Genomic DNA, 17,324 nt, shown 5'->3' on the forward strand with positions numbered 1-17,324 from the left:
TTATCAGTGCCTCGGAATAGCATGCTTCGAACTTCACGGTGCCCGTGACAATAGCTCATCGCACTCGGCGATCTGCCTTTCGAGAAGTTCGGCCTTCTTTGCCTGAGTTCCAACCAGTTTTCCGGCATCACGGAAGCTCCGGAATGTTTTGAGGCTTTGTTCAAAGTAATCCCTCGCCCTTAGAGTGTGCTCTCTGCTAACACGCGAGCCACTTCGGGCGGAGGCAAGATGGCTATATCCAAGCTCCTCACTCATTGAGGCTATGTTGATCTGGAGCGTTTCATCGGCGGGCGAAGCGGACCACATGCTCTCAAGTTCGGCACGCGAATCCAAGAGCATTGACCTGGCAGTCTCGATCTGCCCCATTTCGATAAGGAGTTTTGCCTTAAGTGAAATGCTGTCTGACAACTGGCGGCGAAGCTCCTGATTGGACGGATCGGACGTAGCCATTTCGGCGTAAGCCGAATGTGCAGTATTGACGCTCTTGAGCGCATCGACCTTCCCAGCGGTCGTCCCGCTTTTCCACGCGATGTTGTATTGTGCGAGCGCAAGGTTGTGATAGGATCGGGCCAAGCCCCGTTTAATAATAACGCTATTTGGCCGTTCTGTGTATAGTTCTTTCCAGATCACAAGGGCGTTGGCGTAAAGGCTACGGGCAGAATCAAAATTCTGCTTTGCGGCATTCTCAATAGTTCCCGACGCTTCGAGAGAGCCCGCAGTCGCCATTAGCACTGATATGTCTGATGGACGAAGTGTCCGGGCCTCATTCAACAGCTTGTAGGCGCGTTCGAGGGCGGCGTCCCCTCCGTCCAGGTCGCCTCCGGCCGCCTTGACATAACCGATACGGGTCAGTGTCTTGGCCGTTTCGACGAGGACCTCGGCATCAGGCTGACCACCGAGACTGTCGTAGATGTCGAGGGCTTGACGATAGGCTTCAAGGCTCTCGTTCATCTTTGTCTCGACCCATAGCATGTTGCCCAATTTAAAAAGGCTCGCAGCGAGTTTGCGGCGAAACTCAAGCGAGTTCGGAGCAGACAACACGAGGCGCTCACGGATAGCAAAGGCCTTCCGATAACTCTCGGCGGCCTTCTCCCGTTGACCAAGATGAAACTCGAACAATCCGCCCTGAACATCTCCGATCTTCTCGTACGCATCGGCGAGTTCCATTTGTAACTTTGGGTCATCGGGATGCGAGGCCGAGAGTTCGTCCAGATACTCGAGCGCACGGCTGACAAGCACCTCGCGCGTGGGAGTGGAACCCGGCAGATCCAGAATAGAATCATGCAGTTCAAAAACGATCGAATTGGCCAATTTCCGAACATCGTTAAATCGCCGCTCGGCAACGATCTGCGCATTCCCGGCCCTGACGTACAGCCAGCTTGTCGTCGCCGTGGCTCCGAGCAGAACAAGGACAAAGGCCGCCCACGCAATGGCGAGCGACCTATGGCGGCCGATAAACTTTCTTAGTCTGTACGTTCGACTCCCCGCGGAAGCGAGGACAGGCATGCCGTCGACATACCGCTGCAGATCGTCTGAGAATTCCTGTACCGTCTGATACCGCTGTGCGATATTGAAATCGATCGCCTTCAGGACGACGTTGTCAAGATCGCCCTCAAGGTCCTTTGACGCGATTGGAGAGGGAACTGGGCCGGCATCCCGACTCGACGTGGGCCGGTTGCGAACGAGGCCGCTTTCGCGCAACAGGACAGAGGATGGACGCTCTGGCTCGTGGCTCCGAACGAGGTCATACATCAGGACCGGATTATCGCTCGACATTCCGAAGGGCCGTGAACCGGTGACTAGTTCAAACAGAACAATACCCAGCGAATAAACATCCGCCGCGGTTGACGGGGATTCACCCCTCAGTTGTTCGGGCGATGCGTATGCGGGTGTCATCAGCATCCGCGTGAATGTAACTCCACTTTCTTCTCCCGCAACGTCGATGTCGAGGATCTTGCTGATTCCAAAGTCGAGCAGCTTAGGCTCCGCATCGGCTGTCACCAAGACGTTGGACGGCTTGAGGTCGCGATGAACTATCAGATTTGAATGCGCGTGCGCAACTGCACGGCAGACGAGGATGAAGAGCTTGACAATATCTCGGCATTCGAGCCGCTCGCGTGCGACATAATCACTGATCGGCACACCCTGAACATACTCCATCACGAGGTAGGGCTGTCCGTCGTCGGAACGTCCTCCGTCGAGCATACGGGCGATGTTTGGATGTGACAATCCCGAAAGAATGCGACGTTCAGTGAGGAATCGCTCAAGGATCTTCGTGGCGCCCGGGCCAACCTTGATCAGCTTGACGGCGACCTGGCGCTCATAACCTTCGGCACGGTCGGCAGCAAGCCACACTTCACCCATGCCGCCTTCGCCGAGCTTCTCGATCAACTGGTACTTTCCGACCTGAGTGCTTCTGGTCTCGGGGTCATCCTCCGACAGTGCGATGTACGCCAGTACTTCGCTTCGGAGTTCATCGTCATCCCCGCATGCAGCATCCAGCTTCGAACCACGTTCACTCTCATCGACCTCGAGCAGCGTAGCGAGTATGTCCTTGATCAGCTGCCAGCGTTTGGGTTCCATGCTGATTACCCTATCTCTTTCCGGAGAAAGAGCTTCGCCGTGGCCCATTCCCGCTTCACTGTAGGCTCGGAGACACCGATGAGTTTTGCGGTTTCAGGCACGCCAAGTCCGGAAAAGATCCTCAGTTCGACGATCTTCGCTTGCCGGGGATCCAACTCCTCAAGCTTTGTTAACGCTTCGTCGATGCCGATCGCCAATTCAGGGTCGCGCACCATAGCCGGCACCAATTCTGCATCGATCGCCACAGGCCTTGAACCGCCGCCGCGTTTGCTTCGAGATCTTGCTCGAGCGTGATCGACCAGTATTTGACGCATCGATCGCGCGGCGATCGCGAAGAAATGAGATCGGTCATCCCAGTCAAACTCGGTCTGATTCGTGAGTTTTAGGTAAACCTCGTGAACCAAGGCCGTCGCCTGGAGCGTATGTCCCACCCTCTCGCGACTGAGGTAGTTGGATGCAAGCAGCCTTAACTCGTCATAGACGAACGGGAAGACCTCATTGAGCGCTTCCTCGTTGCCGGCGCGGGCCTCATTCAGCAGTCTGGTTATCTCGCTGCTAGCCAAACATCCTCCCAAAAGAGCCTAATCCAATGCGACAACAATCTTTTTTTGATCTCGTACCACAATTTTCGTCGCTTATAGGGTGAATCCAAATTTTCTAGAGGTTCATTATGAAACATTTTACCAGAATCCGCTTCATCGCTGCGGTGGTCGTCGCATTCCAGCTAATGGTCACAGGTTCGGCCCTCGGACAGAAGAACTCGTCAAAGTCAAAGATCGACGGGCGGCCGATCGCGACCGCGGGCGGACAAACTCTGACCGACGGCCACGTGCGGGTTGGCGTGCAGTTCATCAATTTTCTTGCTGGTTCGCAGATCAAGCCTGCCGAAGAGACGGAGTTGAAGAACGATATCATGCGATCGTTCACTGCCGATCCGAGGGGCGAGATCGAGCAGATCCGGGAGATAAATTCTTCGATGCAAGGGGCCTACCGCCTTACGGACCCGCTAAAGATCGCTGAAGTGCGCAATCGGCTTCTTGGAGAGCTGCATCAAGCTTCGCTGAGCCTGCCACTGTCCGAAATGCCGGCGGCGATCAAGATCCTTCGTCGCTATATCAAGGTATTGGCATTCGACCAGTCATCTCGAATGGCACTGACGGACAAAGATCTGGATGCAACTATCGCGTACTTCGATTTTCAGCGAAAACTTGCAGGACACGGTGCTATACCGGCTGTTCAAAAGACGCAGTTTCGCAAAACGGTCACGAACGGTTATTCGCAGCTTCCGCTCGACCAGAAGGCCCTGTTCGCTGCCATGACGATCATCTGGGATGTTACGAGGGCCAACTGGAATCAGCTTTCACCGGTCCAGCAGCAACAGATCATTTCGCAGAACCGACAGCGCTACGTCGTACCCCAGGCATCCGCCGGGACAGGGCGCGTGAGCGCTTCCGATTCAAGGGCAAAGGATCGCCTGCTGAACGAGATAGTGATGAATGGCAATATCGCTCGGACAAACATGATCGGCTCAATGGGCAATTCGAATTATTGGGAGGTCAGCCGTTCGCGGTCGTCCACAAGCCCGCTGAACTGGTAACGGGTAATCGTAAGGAGGAAGAGAAGTGTTGAAGAAATATAGCCTGATGATCGTGATGATCTTTGTGTTCGGTGTGCATGTCTCAATCGGGCAGAGCCTGACGTATAACGAAATAAAGAAAGACGCTCGCTACGCGTCGTTGCTGCCCGCGCTTGAGAAGCTGCATGAGGAACGCATCGGCCGTGAGCCCGAGAACCTGTACAACTTCGCAAAATTTGCTCCGAGTGATCGGTTCACGTTCGGGTACTCGATCGACATCGACGGTGATACGGCCGTCGTCGGTGCACCGATTCAGTACACGGGCGATGTTAATGCAGGTGCAGCATATATTTTTGTTCGTGTTGGCGGAAACTGGGTTCAACAAGCCAGGTTGACCAACAATGTGGGGCCGGAACCGAACGACGCTTTTGGGCTTTCGGTCGCGATCGACGGGAACACTGTGGTGATTGGTTCGCCAGGAACTGACGGACGGAAAAAGGACACTGTATATGTCTATATCAACAATGGCAGCAACTGGGTCCTACAGCAGATACTAGTACCGAATGACGAGCCGACGCCGCTTTTTGGACACGGCTACGGAGAGTCGGTCGCACTTGAGAACAATCGCCTGGTAGTCGGGGCGAGGTATAAATCTGTTGATAATATCCAGTGTGGCGCGGCTTATGTATATCTGCGGACGGGCAGCATTTGGTCACAGGAAATGCGCATATCGCCGAGCGACCCAACCCATGGCGCGGAGTTTGGCGGGGCAGTTTCGATGCATAGCGAGAGGATCGTAGTAGGGGCACGAGCCACGAGCAGCCATCGAGGCGCCGCGTATATCTTCGACCGGTTTCCCACCTGGACCGAAAGGGCAAAGATCGTTGACCCGGGCGGCTCGGCCGGTGACGAGTTTGGACGCAGCGTTGCTATCCATTTCAATCTCGTCGTGGTTGGTGCCCCGGGCGACACGGTCAGCGGCAACACAAATCGGGGATCGGCCCTCATCTTCGAACGTTCTGGTCAGAACTGGCCCCTCCGCCAAAAGATCATTTCGAGCATTGGCGCCGCAGACGAAAAATTTGGGAGCGCCGTTGACGTGGTCAACGAGGTCGTAGCGATCGGAGCACCCGGGACCATGATCAATGGGGAGGCGCGAGGCAGAGCGTATATCTTTGCCCTTCAAGGCGGAACGTGGGTGCAAAATGCGATGCTCTGGGATCCAAGTGCATCGCCAAACTACTACTCGAGACAAGGCGGCAGTATTGCGATCTCGGATAGTTCGGTCGCGTCGGGCTCGATCGGTAACGGGGGAGCATATATTTTTCCAACGGCGGCAGTGACCCAGCGAACGCCCTTCGATTACGATGGCGACGGGCGCGCCGATATCTCGGTCTATCGTACCAATGGAACGTGGCACCTGGCTCGATCTTCGCAGGGCTATACGCAGGTTCAGTTTGGCATTGGAACGGACAAGATCGTCCCGGCGGATTATGACGGCGATGGCAAGACGGATGTCGCAGTCTTCAGAGATGGCACTTGGTATCTGCAGCGGTCGCATCAGGGATTCATCGCGTTCCAATTTGGTATGGCAGGCGATATTCCGACGCCCGCGGATTACGACGGCGACGGCCGGGCCGAGGTGGCGATCTTCAGGCCTGATACCGGAACGTGGTTTTCGCTCAATCTCTTTACGGTCGTTATGACCGTGTCGCAATGGGGGGCTGCCGGTGACAAGCCGGTTCCAGCGGATTTTGACGGAGACGGAAGGGCTGACCTCGCCGTATATCGCAACGGTGTGTGGTGGATCGTGAGATCATCCGGAGGTACGGAGAGTCGAGCGTTCGGCATCGCGGGCGATCGTCCGGTCGTTGGTGATTATGACGGCGACGGAAGGATCGATCTGGCGCTTGTGCGAAACGCACTGATCCCGGGCGTGGGGGTAAGAAAACACTGGTATATACTGGGCAGTCAGTCAGGATATCAATCGACCGTATTCGGAATTGACACCGATGTCGCCTCGCCGGCAGACTTTGACGGCGACGGGAGGACGGATATCGCTATCTACCGCGGGGGACAATGGTGGATACTGCAAACCACAGCCGGATTGCTAAACGTAGCCTTCGGGACCGGATTCGATAGGCCAACGCCCAGTGCGTTCGTGCCCTGATCTTGACCGATAGACCGTACGACGACCGATGGCCTGGATAACAGGCCGTCGGCCCTTACGGCTCGGAGATGCTAATCTTGGTTTAGATTTGGGTCTCCTTCTCCTGATTCCTTCTTATAGCCAAACTTCTCTAACCGATATTGTAATGTCCTAAACGTCAATCCGAGCAGTTTCGCGGACTTCGTTATGTTGTTATCGGTGCGCGACATTGCCTGCATGATGAGGCTGCGTTCGACGTCTTCAAAATTGACGCCTTCGGGTGGCAAAGCGAACAGATCGCCATTACCGGATGAGGCGGGCCGGCCGGTGCCGTTGGTCATCTCAGGCGGCAGGTCGTCTATGGTGACCTTGTCATCCTCGCAGAGGAGAATTGCGCGTTCGAGGGCGGATTCGAGTTGGCGGACGTTGCCGGGGTACGCGTAATCTTCGAGGATGCGGCGGGCGTCCGGCTGGATCACGATCTTTCGGCTAGTGCCGCGAGTGTGTTTCTTGACGAAATAGTCGATCAGCACGGGAATGTCCGTTCGGCGTTCGCGCAGGGCGGGAAGCTCGATCGAGAGGACGTTGAGGCGGTAATACAGGTCCTCGCGAAAGCGTTTTTCCTCGACCATGTGGAGCAGGTCGCGGTTCGTCGCGGCGACCACGCGGACGTCCACGTTAAGTTCGCGAGTGCCGCCGACCCGGCGGATCTGTTTTTCCTGAAGCGCTCGTAATATTTTGGCTTGCAGAGAGATGTCGAGTTCGCCGATCTCGTCGAGGAAAAGTGTGCCGCCGTGGGCGATCTCAAAGAGTCCTTTTTTGTCCGAGACGGCCCCGGTGAACGAGCCTTTTTCGTGTCCGAATAACTCGCTTTCGAGCAGGTTTTCGTTGATCGCGGCGCAGTTTACGGCCTGGAACGTCTCGTTCGAACGCGGGCTGTTTGCGTGGATCGAGCGGGCGATCAGTTCCTTTCCCGTGCCTGATTCGCCGCGGATGAGCACGGTCGAATTGGACTTTGCGATCTTAAGGATTAGCTTTTTGACCTTGTCCATCTCGGGCGAGACAGAGATGATCTCGGCGTCGAGCGTGGTGAGCTTTTTTAACGCCCGCGACACGGTATTGAGCAGCTTTTCGCTGTCGTAGGGTTTTTGCAGATACTCGAACGCCCCAAGCCGCATCGCGTCAACCGCCGAATCGACCGAGCCGTGAGCAGTGAGCAGGATGACGATGATCGATTTGTCGTAGTCGGTGAGCGATTTGAGCAGGTCGAGCCCGCTCATCCCCGTCATCTTGAGGTCGGTCAGGACGAGGTCAAAGTGGCGATCAGCGACAAACTTCATCGCCGCCTCACCGGAGGACGCGGTCGTCACATCATAACCCTCACCCGAAAGGATCGTTTCGAGGATTTCGCGCTGATTCTTCTCGTCATCGACGACGAGTATTGATTTACGTGCCATAAGAAAACAGGGTCAAGGGACAAGTGACGAGGGCTCAATGGTTCCCGGTTGCGGCACGCGCAAGTAGTGAGCGTCGCAACGAGTTGAGCATCTTGCGCACCTCTAGCATAAGTCCAAGACAATCGCGTGTGGCGGTTTTGTCAGCATAATTAAGATCAATTGCGATGATGAGTTGAGTATCTAATTCCGCGAGTGAACCTTCAGCAGTGGAAACGAATCGAACATAGTCACCTGTTGTTCGGCGTGCCTGTCCCTCAGCAATATTCGAAGGAATGGATACTGCGGCCCTACGCATCTGTGAGGTCAATCCAAATTTTTCGTCGGCTGGGAATTTGGCCGTGATCTGGTAGATCAACTTTACGAGCGCGATACTTTTTTGCCACACGATCAGTGATTTGTAATCCCCGCCCTCGTTCATAATATATGAGCCCTAGTCCCTCGTCCCTTGTCCCTAAGAACTTATCGGTAATCTTACCGTAAATCTTGTCCCTTCACCCTCGACCGATTCCACGTCAATCGTGCCCTGGTGAACCTCAACGATCTTTTGGACGATGGCGAGGCCTAAACCGGTGCCTGTTTCTTTTGTCGAGAAATAGGGCTCGAATATTTTTGAGACGTTCTCGGGGCTGATGCCGCCGCCGGTGTCCGCGACCTCGAACGCTACGCTGCGGCCGTCGTCGGTGGGCGATATCTTGATGTTCAGGTGCCCGCCGCCGGATTCCATCGACTGGATGGCGTTGATAAAGAGGTTGTTAAATACCGAACGCAAAAACTCGGCGTCGGCCATCACCTGCGGCACGTTCTCGTGCTCAACGATGCCGATCTTGATGCCTTTTTCGGCGGCCTGCGGCTCGACGATGCGGAGACTTTCTTCGATGATGCTGCGGGCATCGGTCGGCTGAAGATCAGCCTTTGCTGGCCGTGAATAATTCAAGAAATCTGATATCTGCTGGTCGATGCGGGCGACCTCGGCCTTTAGCTGCGATGTCAGTTTTTCAAAGATCGCCTTGTCCTCGTCATCGCCCGGGGCAAACTTCAGCCGCATATGATCGAGCGTCAGATTGATGTAATTGAGCGGATTGCGTATCTCGTGAGCGATGGCAGAGCCAAGGCGGCCGACGACGGCGCTCTTTTCGGCCTGCTGGAGCTGGGCCTCAAGCTCGCGCTTCTTCTCGAGCTCGGCAGCCATCTCGTTAAAGTTTTGAGCGAGACGGCCCATTTCGTCATTTCGCCTTGCGTCAGGTACGCGGACGCCGAGATTGCCGCTGGCGACCTCGCGGGCGGCGTTTGACAGATCGGTTATTGGGCGGCCGAATCGCCAAACGAGCAGAAACGTGATGATCGATGAGACGAGTAAAACGCCGAGCGTATAGACCAGCGGCCGTGCGGCACGCCAAGCGGCCTGTGTGCGGTCATTTTTTAGCAGCACCATCACATACCATCGGCCCTGGCTGGTCTCGATGGGAATGGCATGTGCCTCATCGGTCTGATTCCTGTTCTCGGCGGTCAGCGGATTTGGAAAATACTTCAGATCTTCACCGATACGCGAGCTCTCCATGAGCGGCGGCAGGCCCCGAATATCGCCGATCTTCTTGAAGACGAGTTCGTCATTACTATCCGTCGTCGGCAGGTAATCGGGATTGAGGCTGTCGATGATCTGAAAGTCGCTGTCGATGATAATAATGTCCTTGATCCGCTCTTTCGTGGCTACGTCAAAATATGACTGATCGGTCTCATCAACGAGGTCCTGCACGCGCTTGTCCTTCATCGGTATCGACGTAAATCCGAGCGTAATACCGGCGACCAGGGCCTGTGCTTGTGCTTCGAGCAGCTCGTTGTTCTCCTCCTGTGTCAGCAGATTTAGGTAGTACTGCACGCCGAGCGTGGCTATCAGCAGCAGAGCAAGGATGAGCAGTAGGCGGCCCCGAAAGGTATTGAAGAAGGTCATTCGATTCAGTAAGTGTTCATTATGGCATCTATAAAAAGCGCTTGCCTCGTCAATTATTGGATGCTATAGTTTACGATAGTTTTTCCGGAAAACGCCTGAGACGGCTAAGCTTATCGGTTCCCGGCGGTCTCAAATAATCAAGATAAAACTCTTCCGATCCGAGGTAAAGCATGAAATTTATGTTCCCGAGAGTGTCTCTTGCCGCATTTTTCCTGACTCTCGTCAGCCTGTTGTTCGCCTCCGGCTCAACCACGGCCCAGTCGCGAAAGGCCCGGGACGACAGGAAAAAGGCAACGGCTGCGAAGACCGCCAAGAACGCGAGAGATACTAAGAAGGAACGCGAACGCGCCCGGCAGTCCGCGAAGAACGCGCGGGACAATAAGGATAAGAAGCAGAACGCACGTGACCGGGAACGCGAAAAGCGCCAAAAAGAAAAAGAACGGCTGGCCGATGCTAAGTCGAAAAAGGACGTAAAGGGCAAACCCTCGCGTGCCGAACAGCGAAAAGCCGAAGCTGAACGCCGCCGCAAAGAGGCCGAACGCCGTGCGGCCATCGAGGCGGAACGTCGCCGCCGCGAACAGGCCCGCCGCGAGGCAATTGCGCGGGCGATAGCCTTTGAAAAAGGCCTGCGGACCGAGACGGTCGCGAACATTACAAAGGACGTGACCGAGGGTGAAGACCTAAATATTCGCAGCGCCGCGGTGACGGCGCTCGGCGAGCATGCCGGCTCGGTCGTCGTGATGGAGGCCCAGACCGGCAAGGTTGTGACGATCATCAATCAGGATTGGGCCGTTCGCAGCGGTATCAAGCCGTGTTCGACGATCAAGCTCGTAACGGGCGTTGCAGGCCTTAACGAGGGCGTCATCGACAAGGAGTCAGGAGCGCTGAAAACGCCGTCGCGGCTCGGCCTCGACGATGCACTTGCATTCTCTAACAACGGATATTTCCAGCGGGCGGGCGTGAGCTTTGGCAATGAGAAGATGATCGCTTACGCCAAGCAGCTCGGCTTAGGCGAGCCGACGGGCATCAACCTTGAGGGCGAATACGCCGGAAAGCTGCCCTACGGCAACAGCAATCCGCGGATATATTCGCACGGCGACGACTTTGAGGTGACGGGTGTTCAGCTTGCGGTGATGGTCTCGGCGATTTCGAATGGCGGCCATCGCGTGCTGCCGCGAGTTCCGCGAAACTCGATCGAGAAGGCAAATTTCAAGACCTTTTATAGAGACAACGTGGACGTTCCGACAAAGAGCGTTCGCCGCGTTATTCCGGGGATGATGGGCGCTGCGGAATACGGCACGGCGCGCCGCAATATGGACCAGTCGCTCGGCGTTGCCGGCAAGACAGGCTCCTGCATCAGCAAAGGAACGTGGGTCGGCCTGTTTGCCTCAGTAGCACCGATCGAGCAGCCGAAATACGCCGTCGTGGTCATCACACGCGGCCGGAGTGAGCGCGGACGCAAGGCCGCCGCAGTCGCGGCTCAGATCTATCGAGCTCTGGGAAACCACATAGTCCGAACGAACCGCAACCTTGCGATGACCGAATTCAATATCCAGCCTAAACGCGGGCTCGATCCGATGACGGCAAAGCTCGGCGATGAAGAGGACGATACGGATGGGGCCACTGATACCAATGCCGTTCCCGGCAACGTCATCGTCGTCCCGAGTGTGCCGCGTGACACGGCCCCGAAAAAGCTCGTGACAAGGACCGTCGATTCCAAGCCCGTATTTCCGCCGGTCGTGATCACGTACGATAAGGAAAAACCGCAAACGAGCCCACAGAAGCCGTAGATCTCTTCTCAGCGATCTCCGCGTTCTTGTCTCAGCGTCGTCTGCCTGGAAGATGGTTCCACACAGAGTTTCGCAGAGACTTGAAACTTGCCTTACGGAAAGCGTGTTGCGGCTTGACAGGATAGGCGGCTTACGGGATTATATTAGCTTTTCAAAAGTTTTCTTTTGATTGGAAATTTTATTTAGAGACGGGTTGTGCCCTGGCGAACTGATAGCAACTATTTTGACAGGGCTAACATCTGATTTGCGCGGAAATGAAGGAGCGATCCTTCCCGCCCATCAGTTAGAATTTTTTGGGATCCACCCGAGGAAAGAAGTAGATGAAAACGATCTTTAGATTTGCGAATGTTGGCCTGCTGACGGCCGTTTTACTTGCAGTTGGAGCTGTGACGGGCTTTGCTCAGGATGTGTGTGGTGAGGCACAGGCTGAGGCCAGAAACGCTGCGGGAGATAAGGTCCGACAGGACTTTACTGCGTATGGCACGGCCTCGCTGGATGAGAAGGGCCGCATTATCGACGGTGCGAAGGCGTTCGTTGAGAAGTACGGCAGCTGCGAGACGACAAAGGACCTTACGGAGTACCTTAATAAGTATCTTCCGGGCATGGAGACCGCGCTTCGCAAGGCCCGCGAAGATGACCGAAAGGCAAAGCTCTACAAGCGGTTTAATGACAGCGTCAAGGCACCAAATTTTGATGAGACCTATGCGGTCGGAAAGGAGATCCTTGCAGGCGAGCCGGGCCAGCTTGACGTGGTCATCCTGTTAGGTTCGATCGGATACGACGAATCGTACAAGGGCAATTTCAAGTTCAACAACGAAACGCTCAGATATGCCCGCCAGGCGATCGCGGAGATCGAGGGTGGCAAGGCGTCGAAGGAATTCGGTCTCTTCCAGTGGCGCTATAAGAATAAGGAGAATGCCCTCGGCTGGCTGAACCTGACGATCGGCTATATCACCCAGGTTGGAAACAAGGACAAGAAGGGGGCTCTGCCGCACCTTTTCAAGGCGAGCCAGGCCGTCTCAGAGACCGCAAAGAACCCGATCCCGTACGAACTTATCGGCGGGTACTACTTTGATCAGTTAAACGCTCTCGTCGAGGAGATCAATGTGCTTAAGGCCAAGCAGGACAAGCCGGGCATCACTGAGGAAGAGATCAAGCAGCTCCTTGATGAGATCAAGGCCAAGGTCGCGATGACCAATGGGACGGCGGAACGCGCGATCGACGCCTTTGGCCGTGCCGAGAAACTGGGCCAGGCCGCGGCTTACAAGACGAAGATGAAGGCCAATGTCGAGGCCGCCTATAAAGTACGGTTCGGCAATACGACCGGAATGGACCAGTGGGTCGCGACAGCGGTGGCGAAGCCTTTCATCAATCCGCAGACTCCGATCACGCCGATCAGCGATCCTGAGCCGGCCACAACAACTACGCCGGCGACGACAACAACGACGATGACCACCGGGCCGGCCGGCACAAAACCGGTAGCGAGCCCGGCGGCCAAGCCTGCGATCACACCGGCGACCAAGTCGACCACCGTGACAAAGCCGCAGGCAACGGTCAAAAAGCCGGTTGCCAGGACGAAGCGTAAGGCCTAGCCCCACGAACTGTATTTTCTATTTCATCTATGCCGGGCGGCCTGATTGGCGTCCGGCTTTCCTTTTCGGGCCAGAGTCTTTAGAATTAGCTCTCGATGCAGGCGCAGCTCGCGAGGCTTGAGAGCAAGCTCGGATACAGCTTCAAAGATATCGGCCTGTTGGAACGCGCGTTGACGCATAGGTCGTGGGCGTTTGAAAATCTGCCGGGTGCGAGCGAGGCGGAAATCCGCTCTCTCGAGAACGAGTCGATGGAATTTCTCGGCGACTCGGTGCTCGGCTTGGTGATTGCCGAACAGCTCTATACGTCGCGTTCGAACGCGACCGAGGGCGACCTGACGCTGATGAAGCATCACCTCGTCAGTACGGCGACGCTTGCAGTCGTCGCTGAGCGACTGAAACTGGGTGATTTTGTCCGATTTGGGCGCGGCGAAGAAAAGACGGGCGGACGAAAGAAGCAGGCGCTGCTGGCGAACACGCTCGAGGCCGTTATCGCGGCGGTTTTCCTGGATGGCGGTTATGTATCGACGAGGCATTTCATAGCGACGCTGTTTGCAAAGGAGCTAAAGGCGGCGACGCCAGGAACTTCGCTTGACCATAAGACGACGCTGCAGGAACTGGTTCAGTCGAACGGCGTATCAGCCCCGCGATATGAACTATTGAATACCGAAGGGCCGCCGCATGCTCGAACATTCTACGTCCGGGTGACATGGAATGGCGGAACGGCCTCCGGTGAGGGCACGTCGATAAAATCGGCCGAGATGATGGCCGCGGCCGAGGCATTGAAAGTGCTGATGCCTGCGAAGAAGCAAAAACTTAAGAACTAAGCGCACCGTATTGCAACTCATGACCGAACCGAAACCGGAAACACCTTCAGTAAAAGAGGTAAAGCCAAAAGGGCCGCCGAAATCGACCATTCGAGAGTATTTCGAATCGTTCGTGATCACGCTGATCATGGCGATATTCGGGATGACGTTTATCCTGCAGGCCGTGACTGTGCCGACGGGATCGATGCAGAATACGATCCTTGTCGGCGATTATCTGCTGGTCAATAAGTTCATCTTTACGCCCGGCGGCTACGAGCTGCCGTTCCTGCCTCAGCGTGAGATCGAGCGCGGTGACATCATTGTTTTTAAGTATCCGGGCAACAAGGTCTGCCGCGAGAATGACGATTCGCGTAATCTGATACCTTATCAGATCAATTATGTAAAACGTGTCATCGGGCTGCCGGGCGAGACGGTCGAGTTTAAGGATAATCAGGTCTATATCAACGGCAAGCTGCTGCCAGAGCACCGTATGATGGGCGACGCCTCGGACAACCTTTCGGCGTTGAAAACTGCTGAATTCGAGCAAGCCCACGATGGCGAAAAGTACACGGTCTTTTATTCCAGCGAGTCGATGAATGCCGTCCGCGAGGGGATGAAGGTCTCGCGGGGACGTGGCGATAACCCTTGTCGCGGCTATCAGTTTGGCGTCGAGGGCAAGCCGTCGGTCGTGCCCGCCAACAGCTTTTTTGTCATGGGCGACAGCCGCGACAACAGCGAAGACAGCCGCTACTGGGGCTTTGTGCCGCGCGAGTTGATAATCGGACGTGCGATGTTCGTCTATTGGTCCTGCGACCGAGGAGCGTCGAACGGCGATTTCTTCGGCTGCGTGACGCACCCACGGCTGAACCGGATCGGGAAATTCGTGAAGTAGTCGTTGATGAATTGCCTCCACCTTCAGGTGGAGGATCAAATGCGAAAAAAAGTGGGGCTTTAGCCCAATTTCGGCTAAAGCCGGCAATACTGAGTGGTCTAACCCCCGGCTGAGGCCGGGGGCAATTCATTTTCGCTATACAGCATGGAATTCACTATCAACCAAACAGTGAATGACGCCCTTCGGGACAAGAGGCCGGTTGTCGCCCTCGAATCCACTGTAATCGCCCACGGGTTGCCCTATCCGCAGAACATAGAAACAGCCCGAAAATGTGAGGCGGCCGTGCGTGAAGGCGGCGCAGTTCCGGCGACGATCGCAGTGTTTGACGGCGAGTTTTGCGTCGGGCTGTCGAGCGAGCAGATCGAGCGGTTGGCGAGTGAGAAGGACGTGAGAAAGATCTCGCGACGCGACCTGCCGATCGCGGTCGGCAATCGCCTTACGTGTGCGACAACGGTTGCGACGACCGCGTTCATTGCTCATCGCGCGGGGATTCGCGTGTTTGCGACCGGCGGGATCGGCGGCGTGCATCGCGGCTATTCGGCAGACGTTTCGGCAGACCTGCCTGAATTGGCACAGACGCCGATCACAGTGGTTTGTTCAGGGGCGAAGGCTATACTCGATCTTTCCGCCACACGCGAATGGCTTGAGACGCACGGCATTACCGTGCTCGGCTGGCAATGCGATACCATGCCCGCCTTCTATAGCGGCGAGAGCAGTTTGCCGGTCGATCAGCGAGTAGATACCGCGGAGCAGGCGGCGACGATCATTAGGGCCCGTGACGAATTGGAAATGGCCGGTGCCGTGCTCGTGACCGTGCCGGTGCCGGTCGAGTTTACGATACCGTCCGCCGAGCTTGAGGCGATGGTCTCGGACGCGTTGCGGCGGGCCGAGGCCGAGAATGTTTCGGGCAAAGCCATCACGCCGTTCCTGCTCGCCGAGATGTCGCGCTCGACCGCAGGCCGAACGCTGGCGGCGAATATTGCGCTCCTTGAGAACAACGCTCGCGTGGCGGCGGCGATAGCGGCGGCACTGTCGGAACCGCCTGCGTAAGCGGGCGGCCAGCTCCGCGGTGGCGCTAAGAGTTGTCGAAAGCGCGGCGGGTTCGGTTCGGTTCAGTCGGACGAACTGGCCGCCCGCTCACGCAGGCGTTTCCGACTGGCCCGTCCTACTTCTTTTCCATTCGCATTTTTAATGTTTCGAGACGCTTGTTTGCTTCGGCGGCCTGCGCCGATGTCGCAAACCGCGACGCGACCTCTTTCCAGCTTGCGCCGTCATAGTGGTATTGCCGCGTCCCGGGATCAAAAAGGAAGGTCACGCCGAGCTTACGATAGCGATCGAGATAGCTGAAATTCAGATAGTAACTGTGCATCGGTGCCGCGGATGCCGCCATTTCACGACGGACGAGACGACTCGCGGCCTCTTTTGAGAGCTTTGCGGCGGCTTCCTCAAGCAGGTCGCCATAGAGTAACAAGAGTGCGGGTTTGGTCGTAGAATTAGGATAAAGAGCAAAGAATTGCTGGGCGATCTCGATCTGGTCAAAGCCGCTTGATGCCTGGACGAGCTTTGAGAGGCGATCTTCGTCCGAGGCCCGAAATTTACCAAATACCGCATCGGCCTGCACCCAGCCGAAGTTTTTCGGCGGGACCGTAACCTTGTAAAATTTCACACCGTCGGCCTCGGTGACGCCGAGGATCTGCACCTTTCGGCCGCGGCTCATTCGGTGGACCGCCTCTGAGAATAGGCTCGGGTTTTTTCTGAGGACTGACAGCGTCTCATCGATCACGATCGCCGATTGGCCGATCTCCGCTGACTTTGTCGCGGCGACGCGAGGTTTTGCGGCGACACCCGCGGACTTCTTTTGAGCAGACATCGTCGCGCAAAGTCCGGCGGTCACAATAATTATCAGACCAATCTTTTTCATCGTGTCGCCGTCAGACGGCCGATCGGGCCGCAGTGGTGAAAGTGGCAGATCGCTATCGCCAGCGCGTCCGCCGCGTCAAGCGGTTTTGGCGGTTCCTTCATGCCGAGCAGAGCCTTGACCATTTGCTGGACCTGCTGCTTTTCCGCGTTGCCATAGCCGACAACAGTTTGTTTGACAAGCCGCGGAGCATATTCGGCGATCTCAATGCCCCATTGTTCCGCGAGCAGCAGCATCGTGCCGCGGACCTGGCCGAGTTTTAACGCCACGCCGACATTTACCGCGTAAAACGTGTCTTCGACCGACAGCACGTCGGGCGAATGACGTTCGATTACGTCGGCCACGCCGTTGTAGATGTTGAGCAGGCGTTTTGAGAAAGCCTCTTTTGGGTTAGAGCAGACGGTGCCAAACTCGACGAGGGTGTATTTCGTCCCGCTGCCGTCAACGACGCCCCAGCCGAGCGTTTCACTGCCCGGATCGATCCCTAAAACGCGCATTTACCTTAAAAATCGCTGCCGAATTTGAAGCAAAGATACCGCACCTTTTTCGGCAAAAGCAAGCGTGACTTTAATTCGACGAGGCTATTTGCAAAAATGACTTGTTACCGAGATGACCA

The 17,324-nt window shown here is 56.0% G+C and carries 14 protein-coding genes; 7 read left to right on the forward strand and 7 right to left on the reverse strand.

Annotation, left to right across the window (positions count from 1 at the left end):
- Positions 1-33: 33 nt before the first annotated feature.
- Together IPM59_15045 and IPM59_15050 are read right to left on the reverse strand one after the other, a co-directional pair.
- Entirely contained in the window at positions 34-2,583 is a 2,550-nt protein-coding gene (locus IPM59_15045) for a protein kinase (GenBank protein MBK9216883.1), read from the reverse strand.
- A 5-nt stretch (positions 2,584-2,588) separates the two neighbouring features.
- Entirely contained in the window at positions 2,589-3,146 is a 558-nt protein-coding gene (locus IPM59_15050; protein ID MBK9216884.1) for a sigma-70 family RNA polymerase sigma factor, read from the reverse strand.
- A 107-nt stretch (positions 3,147-3,253) separates the two neighbouring features.
- On the opposite strand from IPM59_15050, the gene IPM59_15055 reads away from it, so the two are divergent.
- Together IPM59_15055 and IPM59_15060 are read left to right on the forward strand one after the other, a co-directional pair.
- On the forward strand, positions 3,254-4,180 hold the full coding sequence (locus IPM59_15055) for a hypothetical protein (GenBank protein MBK9216885.1): 927 nt from the start codon (positions 3,254-3,256) through the stop codon (positions 4,178-4,180).
- Positions 4,181-4,205: 25 nt separating this feature from the next.
- A complete protein-coding gene (locus tag IPM59_15060) occupies positions 4,206-6,329 on the forward strand; it encodes a VCBS repeat-containing protein (GenBank protein MBK9216886.1) in 2,124 nt (707 codons plus the stop codon).
- A gap of 71 nt (positions 6,330-6,400) precedes the next feature.
- Here IPM59_15060 and IPM59_15065 read toward each other — a convergent pair whose 3' ends face one another.
- From IPM59_15065 to IPM59_15075, 3 genes are read right to left on the reverse strand one after another with little or no spacing between them, the layout of a single operon-like run.
- Positions 6,401-7,765 carry a sigma-54-dependent Fis family transcriptional regulator gene (locus IPM59_15065; protein MBK9216887.1) on the reverse strand — a complete coding sequence of 455 codons (1,365 nt, stop codon included), beginning with the start codon at positions 7,763-7,765 and terminating at the stop codon, positions 6,401-6,403.
- 34 nt (positions 7,766-7,799) lie between these two features.
- On the reverse strand, positions 7,800-8,183 hold the full coding sequence (locus IPM59_15070; protein ID MBK9216888.1) for a four helix bundle protein: 384 nt from the start codon (positions 8,181-8,183) through the stop codon (positions 7,800-7,802).
- A 33-nt stretch (positions 8,184-8,216) separates the two neighbouring features.
- Positions 8,217-9,713, reverse strand: coding sequence for a HAMP domain-containing protein (locus IPM59_15075; protein ID MBK9216889.1), 1,497 nt, complete (start codon positions 9,711-9,713; stop codon positions 8,217-8,219).
- Between the two features lie 179 nt (positions 9,714-9,892).
- Between IPM59_15075 and IPM59_15080 the strand changes: the two genes are divergently transcribed.
- From IPM59_15080 to IPM59_15100, 5 genes are all read left to right on the forward strand, one after another.
- Entirely contained in the window at positions 9,893-11,503 is a 1,611-nt protein-coding gene (locus tag IPM59_15080) for a hypothetical protein (protein ID MBK9216890.1), read from the forward strand.
- Between the two features lie 320 nt (positions 11,504-11,823).
- Positions 11,824-13,095 carry a hypothetical protein gene (locus IPM59_15085; GenBank protein ID MBK9216891.1) on the forward strand — a complete coding sequence of 424 codons (1,272 nt, stop codon included), beginning with the start codon at positions 11,824-11,826 and terminating at the stop codon, positions 13,093-13,095.
- 95 nt (positions 13,096-13,190) lie between these two features.
- On the forward strand, positions 13,191-13,919 hold the full coding sequence (rnc, locus tag IPM59_15090) for a ribonuclease III (GenBank protein MBK9216892.1): 729 nt from the start codon (positions 13,191-13,193) through the stop codon (positions 13,917-13,919).
- Positions 13,920-13,938: 19 nt separating this feature from the next.
- Positions 13,939-14,790, forward strand: a complete 852-nt coding sequence (gene lepB, locus IPM59_15095) for a signal peptidase I (GenBank protein ID MBK9216893.1) — start codon at positions 13,939-13,941, stop codon at positions 14,788-14,790.
- A gap of 144 nt (positions 14,791-14,934) precedes the next feature.
- Complete coding sequence (locus tag IPM59_15100) at positions 14,935-15,840, forward strand: pseudouridine-5'-phosphate glycosidase (protein MBK9216894.1); 906 nt, start codon at positions 14,935-14,937, stop codon at positions 15,838-15,840.
- A gap of 115 nt (positions 15,841-15,955) precedes the next feature.
- On the opposite strand, the gene IPM59_15105 is transcribed toward IPM59_15100, so the two are convergent.
- Together IPM59_15105 and ruvC are read right to left on the reverse strand one after the other, a co-directional pair.
- Entirely contained in the window at positions 15,956-16,711 is a 756-nt protein-coding gene (locus tag IPM59_15105) for an SH3 domain-containing protein (protein ID MBK9216895.1), read from the reverse strand.
- Positions 16,708-17,205 carry a crossover junction endodeoxyribonuclease RuvC gene (gene ruvC, locus IPM59_15110; GenBank protein ID MBK9216896.1) on the reverse strand — a complete coding sequence of 166 codons (498 nt, stop codon included), beginning with the start codon at positions 17,203-17,205 and terminating at the stop codon, positions 16,708-16,710. Before ruvC ends, IPM59_15105 begins: the two co-directional genes overlap by 4 nt.
- Between the last annotated feature and the right edge of the window lie 119 nt (positions 17,206-17,324).

Origin of the sequence: Chloracidobacterium sp. (assembly GCA_016715795.1) — a bacterium.
Taxonomy (GTDB): Bacteria; Acidobacteriota; Blastocatellia; order Pyrinomonadales; family Pyrinomonadaceae; genus OLB17.

Bases quoted from the DNA above. Each gene is read 5' to 3' on its own strand.
- IPM59_15045 (MBK9216883.1), bottom strand. From the start codon at position 2,583: ATGGAACCCAAACGCTGGCAGCTGATCAAGGACATACTCGCTACGCTG.
- IPM59_15055 (MBK9216885.1), top strand. From the start codon at position 3,254: ATGAAACATTTTACCAGAATCCGCTTCATCGCTGCGGTGGTCGTCGCA.
- IPM59_15065 (MBK9216887.1), bottom strand. From the start codon at position 7,765: ATGGCACGTAAATCAATACTCGTCGTCGATGACGAGAAGAATCAGCGC.
- IPM59_15070 (MBK9216888.1), bottom strand. From the start codon at position 8,183: ATGAACGAGGGCGGGGATTACAAATCACTGATCGTGTGGCAAAAAAGT.
- IPM59_15075 (MBK9216889.1), bottom strand. From the start codon at position 9,713: ATGACCTTCTTCAATACCTTTCGGGGCCGCCTACTGCTCATCCTTGCT.
- IPM59_15080 (MBK9216890.1), top strand. From the start codon at position 9,893: ATGTTCCCGAGAGTGTCTCTTGCCGCATTTTTCCTGACTCTCGTCAGC.
- IPM59_15085 (MBK9216891.1), top strand. From the start codon at position 11,824: ATGAAAACGATCTTTAGATTTGCGAATGTTGGCCTGCTGACGGCCGTT.
- rnc (MBK9216892.1), top strand. From the start codon at position 13,191: ATGCAGGCGCAGCTCGCGAGGCTTGAGAGCAAGCTCGGATACAGCTTC.
- lepB (MBK9216893.1), top strand. From the start codon at position 13,939: ATGACCGAACCGAAACCGGAAACACCTTCAGTAAAAGAGGTAAAGCCA.
- IPM59_15100 (MBK9216894.1), top strand. From the start codon at position 14,935: ATGGAATTCACTATCAACCAAACAGTGAATGACGCCCTTCGGGACAAG.
- IPM59_15105 (MBK9216895.1), bottom strand. From the start codon at position 16,711: ATGAAAAAGATTGGTCTGATAATTATTGTGACCGCCGGACTTTGCGCG.
- ruvC (MBK9216896.1), bottom strand. From the start codon at position 17,205: ATGCGCGTTTTAGGGATCGATCCGGGCAGTGAAACGCTCGGCTGGGGC.